The sequence below is a fragment of the Desulfovibrio sp. ZJ200 genome, assembly GCF_011039095.1.
In the GTDB taxonomy this organism is placed as follows: Bacteria; Desulfobacterota; Desulfovibrionia; order Desulfovibrionales; family Desulfovibrionaceae; genus Desulfovibrio.
In genome coordinates this window covers 1-4788 of record NZ_JAAKEH010000088.1, presented here as the reverse complement: position 1 = coordinate 4788, position 4788 = coordinate 1, and the positions used below count along the sequence as shown (strand labels likewise).

Below are 4788 nucleotides of genomic sequence, written 5' to 3'. Positions count from 1 at the left end.
TTGACTTTTTATGAAAGTCAAAGGTGGCATTCAGGCGAAAAACGCGGTTTTCGCCTGAATGTACGCCGCGTTGCGGCGGCTGCCGCTTTCGCGTCAGCAGAGCATTTTCAAAGAGAAAATGCTCTAACTGGGCGCCGGGGGCTGTGGTGCGGCACAAGGCCCCCAATACCGGAGCTCTGACCCCCATGCTGGCCATGACCGCTGCCCCCGATCTGCCCCCGGCGGCGGACTACCTGTACGTGCGCAACCGCTTTTTTCTGCTGCGCCGCGCCCGCGCCCTGCCCCTCGCCCTGGTAGCGCTGCCTCTGCCCTTGTCCCGGCGTATGTTCCGCGGTCAAAAGGACCGTTTGCGTCTGGTCATGCGGGCCGCCTGGGACGGTGTACGCTCGCGCATGGGTAAACCTTCCTCTGACTGCTACCGCATAGGTGTGAGCTGACATGGATTGCACGCTTTCTGACAAACGGACCGCAAAGCGGTAGCGAAAGGCGTATATTTCACATGCGACTCTTGTAAAATTTGTCTACATAGCAATAAATTACATTGTAAGCGCAACTCCGTCTTGAAATTGTCCCCTGTTGGGAGAGGGGCAGATGCCCTCGGCCAGCGGCGGGACTTCGGGCGCGGAGCCGGCTTTCACCGCCGTCAGGGCATTGCAACTTTCCAAGATTGCAATGCCCTGGGTCGGTTGTCTCATTTGCCGTCTTTGGCGTAGCCGCGCGCCGGTCCATGAGAGTAATCGGTTTTATCCAGCCACTCCTGCGGGTATCCCACAGTTTGGGCCATCTTGTCCGGCGTATTCACGAACCCCTGGGCATACTTGGCGACAAGAAATTCGAAAAGTTTGCCCCAGTCGGCCCGCACAGCTTCAGCATACGCATTGAACCTCTGGTTCCGCTGGGCGGCAGCCTGATGTGGAGCCGAGCTTGCCAGTTCCGCCAGCTCGTCTTCCAGTGTGTCCTGAATGCGGACTCCCTCGGCCTCGTTCAAGGCGGCGCGCGCCTGGATGTCGCGGATCATATACGAATACTTGAGCTGGGCGTAGTTACCCACAAGGTTATAGCTCCACCATGCGCTGTCTCGCGAGAAGGCGCGGGTGTCGCCTTTCTCGTAGCCCTTTGGCAGCGGTCCCACGGTCAGAGGCACAAAGACGGATTCAGCCGGGCGGTCCAGGGCCAGCCAGAGAGTTCCGGCCAAGGGGGCGGGCAGATGGGGCTTCCATTGGCAGATGTAGACATAGCCTGTGTAGTACATGGATATGGGCCGTTCCCACGCGCCGTTGAGCACAGCCTTGGGATCGCCCACATCGCCGTGAGGATCGTAAGGACCGAGGTAGCGTTCCGGTGAACCGAACGGGCCGGCTGCTACCCCCTTGGTCAGATCAAATTCCGTGCCTTCATAATGATCGCGGTGGATGCGCTTTACGTCCTCCACGTTCATCTTTCGATCCGGTCTGATGGAGAAGGGATAGGCGCGAGTGCTGCCGCTTTCCACCCAGGCGGGCAGCCCGGCCGAGGGCGCGGCCAGGGAAAGGGCGCGCCACACGCGGCGCAGGGAATAATAGGGGTGATTGTATTCGCCATGGCTTACCGAAACAAGCCAGTCCACAGGCAGGGAAGCATCCTTGGGAGAACGCCAGCCAGCCCGCTCTATAACACCCATCAGGCTTTTTCCCCACATCTGGTCGGGATTGCCCGGAACAAGATCGCGGATACGGAATTCATTGGCCGCTACCCAGAAATGACCGTCGGGAACACGCTGGGCCACCCAGAGCCCCCCCGTCCCTTCCGGCGACGGGGCCATTTCCATAATCCAGGCTTCCTTTCCATCGGCCACGGGCAGGGTTTCGCCGGTGCCGTAATAACCATACGTTTCAATAAGCTGCCCCATGAGGGCGACGGCTTCGCGGGCCGTGCGGCAACGCTCCAGAGCCACGCGTGACAATTCCGCCGAGTAAAAGATGCGCTTGCCCGGCTCCGGACCGTTGCTGATGAATGCGCCGTCAGTGCATTCTCCGAACATCAGGCCATGCTCGTTCATGATGCCGTAGTTGCCGTCAATATAGGCGTATGTGTGGACGGCCTGCGGAATGTGACCGATGGGGATGGATGGCGCATTGCCCGGATTGGCGTAACCAGGAGCGCGGTTCTTGTCCACCAGACGCGGGACGAGGAAGGCGTTGAATTGAGGCTGGTCCCCCACGGCTACAGCGCTGGCGTATACCGGGCGCAGGCTGCCCTCGGGCCAGTCGCGGGCGGGGACAAAAACAATGCTCTGGTCGCCCAGATCATTGTCGTCGGAATGGCTTACCAGCATACTGCCGTCGGACGAGGCCCCCGGCGTTACGATGGTGGTGGTGCAGGCCGCGTTTTTGGGCATGGGAGGCAGGCGAAGGGGTTCCGCTGATGCGGTGCCCCGCAGCAGCGTCGCGGTCAGGAATATGGCCAGAATTCGGATCATGTATCGGGGCAACGCCGACGAAAGTAGCGAGGACGTGGTTTTGTCTTTCATCCCTGTTCTCCTTGATTGAATTGTCATCAGCAAGTCCCGGTGTAAAACAGAGCCAGCCCGCCCTTGGCGGTCTCACGGTAACGCGGGTCCATATCCCTCCCCGTGGCGTTCATGGCGCGAATGGTCAGATCCAGCCCTACGGGATGCCAGGTTCCCTGGCCGGATCGGGCCATGACTCGGGCGTTCCAGGCTTTGACAGCTCCCATGGCGCAACGGGAAATGCAGGGAATCTGCACATAGCCCCCCACAGGATCGCAGGTCATGCCCAAATGGTGTTCCAGAGCCAGTTCCGCCGCGTTTTCCACCAGTTCGGCACTGCCGTCCAGCACATGGGCGGCAAGGGCTGCCGCCATGGAGGAGGCCACGCCGATTTCTCCCTGACAGCCCACATCCGCTCCGGCAATGCTGGCATGGCGCTTGGCCAGCATCCCCACAAAAGAGGCAACCAGCATTCCGTTCACAAGCTGTTCCCCCTTCAGGTTGCGCTCATGCTCCAGCGCATAAACCACAGCGGGCATAACGCCTGCGGAACCGGCCGTGGGGGCTGTGACGATGGGATGTCCATCGGAATTTTCCTCGGCGGCGGCATGGGCATATGCGCTGAGGCGGGCCAGAAACGCGTCCGCTCCCCCCATGCCTTCCGCCGCCTTGAACATGCCGTTGGCGCGGCGTTCCACCTTGTACGGTCCCTTGAGCTGACCGGAGCGGGCCAGGCCGTTTTCCACCGAAGCGGTCATGGCGTTCACAAAACGCAACAACCCTTGGCGGACATCATCAGGATGCATGCCGGTCAAGGCCGTCTCATTTTCCATGAGAATGACAGGCATGCTTTTGCCCGTGGCCTTCATGCATTCCAGCAGACCGTTCATGCTATCGAAGGCATGCGCCGGTTCGCCGCGTTCCGGGGCTTTCCAGCCTTTCCACTGCAAAAAACCGCCGCCTACGGAATAGTATTCCCGTTCCGCCAGCGTCCTGTCGCCGGCGGCAAGGCTGATTCGCAGCACATCGCTGCAAGGCGCGCCGGCGGCTTCCCCCTTTTCAAAAATGAAGTTGCCCATGCCGAAGGGCAGGGACAGCGGGCCGCAATGGATGGTGACTGTATCGTCTTGCCGGACATAGAGCCCGTCCATGATCTCCACAGTGGCGCTTTCAGGCGTTACCCCCTGCAGCCCCGCGGTGACGGCCTTGTGCGTGCCATGCCCAATGCCCGTATCGGAAAGGCTGCCGTACAGGCGAACCTGCAGCGTATCCGCCTGCCTCAAATCTGCTTCCGGAAGATTGCGCATAAGCTCGAGAAAGTCGTTGCCGGCTTTCATGGGCGCAATTGTGTGCGAGCTGGATGGGCCGGGGCCGATCTTGAACATTTCAAAAACCGTAATGTCCAGCGCCCGTTCCGGGCGGGCACCGGGTTTCCAGGTCGGATCATAACCTCCCAGAACACTGGCAGGAGAAAGGAGAAGGCCCGCCCCTAAGCCTGCCCCCCAATAAAGGAATTGCCTGCGAGTTTTCATGACGCGTCTTCTCCCTGATTTTATGCATTTGCTGATCGAATTCGTCTACGGCGACGGGGAGTTCCAGCGACGGATTCCAGCCGATAAGCGTGGCCATGCGCAGGTTGAGGGCAAGGCTGACCGTCGTTGCAAACACTTGGGAGATAGCGCGCCGCCTTGCGCCCCTGATGAGGGCGTCCATGATTCCCGCGCTGAACCGCCTATGGCGGTAATCATTACAGAAATCTCCTGTCACTATCTGGATTATGGCTCAAAACCTAACAATAAATCAAGGGTCACCTTCATACGTCAACTCATCAAGTCTTCGGAAAAAGAAGACGAGGAAATCGCGGCTGAAAGGAAGGCCATGCCTGCAACCGACAAGCCCGAAAGTGTCTACCGTCTCTGAACGCCGTCTGGCACCTTGCACTTTTTCCTCTGCCTTTCCCTTTTTGAGAGCGTGAGAAGCGAAGCGCCGAACGCTCTGCCGAAGTCCAGAGGCGAAGCCTTTGGCAAGTTTGTAGTCGGCGTCAGACAGCTACCATCCTGTAAAGAAGAACACCTTTCGAGTTTGGAAACGCTCTTTCTTGCCTCGTCTGGAGCGTTGGCCACTCCACGCCTTTGCTTTTGGCGCAAGCATAGATGAAAAATGAGCTTGAAGGCCAGCGAAAACAACCAAAAAGACAGTATTGTTTTTTTATGTGGACTATGGCCTTGAAGGTACGCGGCCCCTCAGCCGGGAATAAACCAGCGTGGTTTGCGGGAAACGCAAGATGGCGGGATACGGCA

The 4788-nt window shown here is 59.2% G+C and carries 5 protein-coding genes; 2 read left to right on the top strand and 3 right to left on the bottom strand.

Going from position 1 to position 4788, the window contains the following annotated elements; genetic code table 11:
• The first annotated feature begins 146 nt into the window (after positions 1-146).
• Positions 147-437 carry a hypothetical protein gene (locus G7Y52_RS14470; protein WP_206215341.1) on the top strand — a complete coding sequence of 97 codons (291 nt, stop codon included), beginning with the start codon at positions 147-149 and terminating at the stop codon, positions 435-437.
• Between the two features lie 254 nt (positions 438-691).
• On the opposite strand, the gene G7Y52_RS14465 is transcribed toward G7Y52_RS14470, so the two are convergent.
• Together G7Y52_RS14465 and G7Y52_RS14460 are read right to left on the bottom strand one after the other, a co-directional pair.
• Entirely contained in the window at positions 692-2509 is a 1818-nt protein-coding gene (locus G7Y52_RS14465) for a C69 family dipeptidase (RefSeq protein ID WP_241159778.1), read from the bottom strand.
• A gap of 26 nt (positions 2510-2535) precedes the next feature.
• The gene (locus tag G7Y52_RS14460) at positions 2536-4020 is read right to left on the bottom strand and encodes an L-serine ammonia-lyase (protein ID WP_165073113.1); all 1485 of its coding nucleotides are present in this window, start codon (positions 4018-4020) and stop codon (positions 2536-2538) included.
• Between G7Y52_RS14460 and G7Y52_RS14455 the strand changes: the two genes are divergently transcribed.
• The gene (locus tag G7Y52_RS14455; protein WP_165073111.1) at positions 4019-4408 is read left to right on the top strand and encodes a hypothetical protein; all 390 of its coding nucleotides are present in this window, start codon (positions 4019-4021) and stop codon (positions 4406-4408) included. The two genes, G7Y52_RS14460 and G7Y52_RS14455, sit on opposite strands and share 2 nt — an antisense overlap.
• Before the next feature lie 121 nt (positions 4409-4529).
• Here the strand turns inward: G7Y52_RS14455 and G7Y52_RS15140 are convergent.
• The coding region (locus G7Y52_RS15140) for a hypothetical protein (RefSeq protein ID WP_206215340.1) at positions 4530-4788 on the bottom strand (259 nt) is incomplete at its 5' end.

Bases quoted from the DNA above. Each gene is read 5' to 3' on its own strand.
- G7Y52_RS14465 (WP_241159778.1), bottom strand. From the start codon at position 2,509: ATGAAAGACAAAACCACGTCCTCGCTACTTTCGTCGGCGTTGCCCCGA.
- G7Y52_RS14460 (WP_165073113.1), bottom strand. From the start codon at position 4,020: ATGAAAACTCGCAGGCAATTCCTTTATTGGGGGGCAGGCTTAGGGGCG.
- G7Y52_RS14455 (WP_165073111.1), top strand. From the start codon at position 4,019: ATGACGCGTCTTCTCCCTGATTTTATGCATTTGCTGATCGAATTCGTC.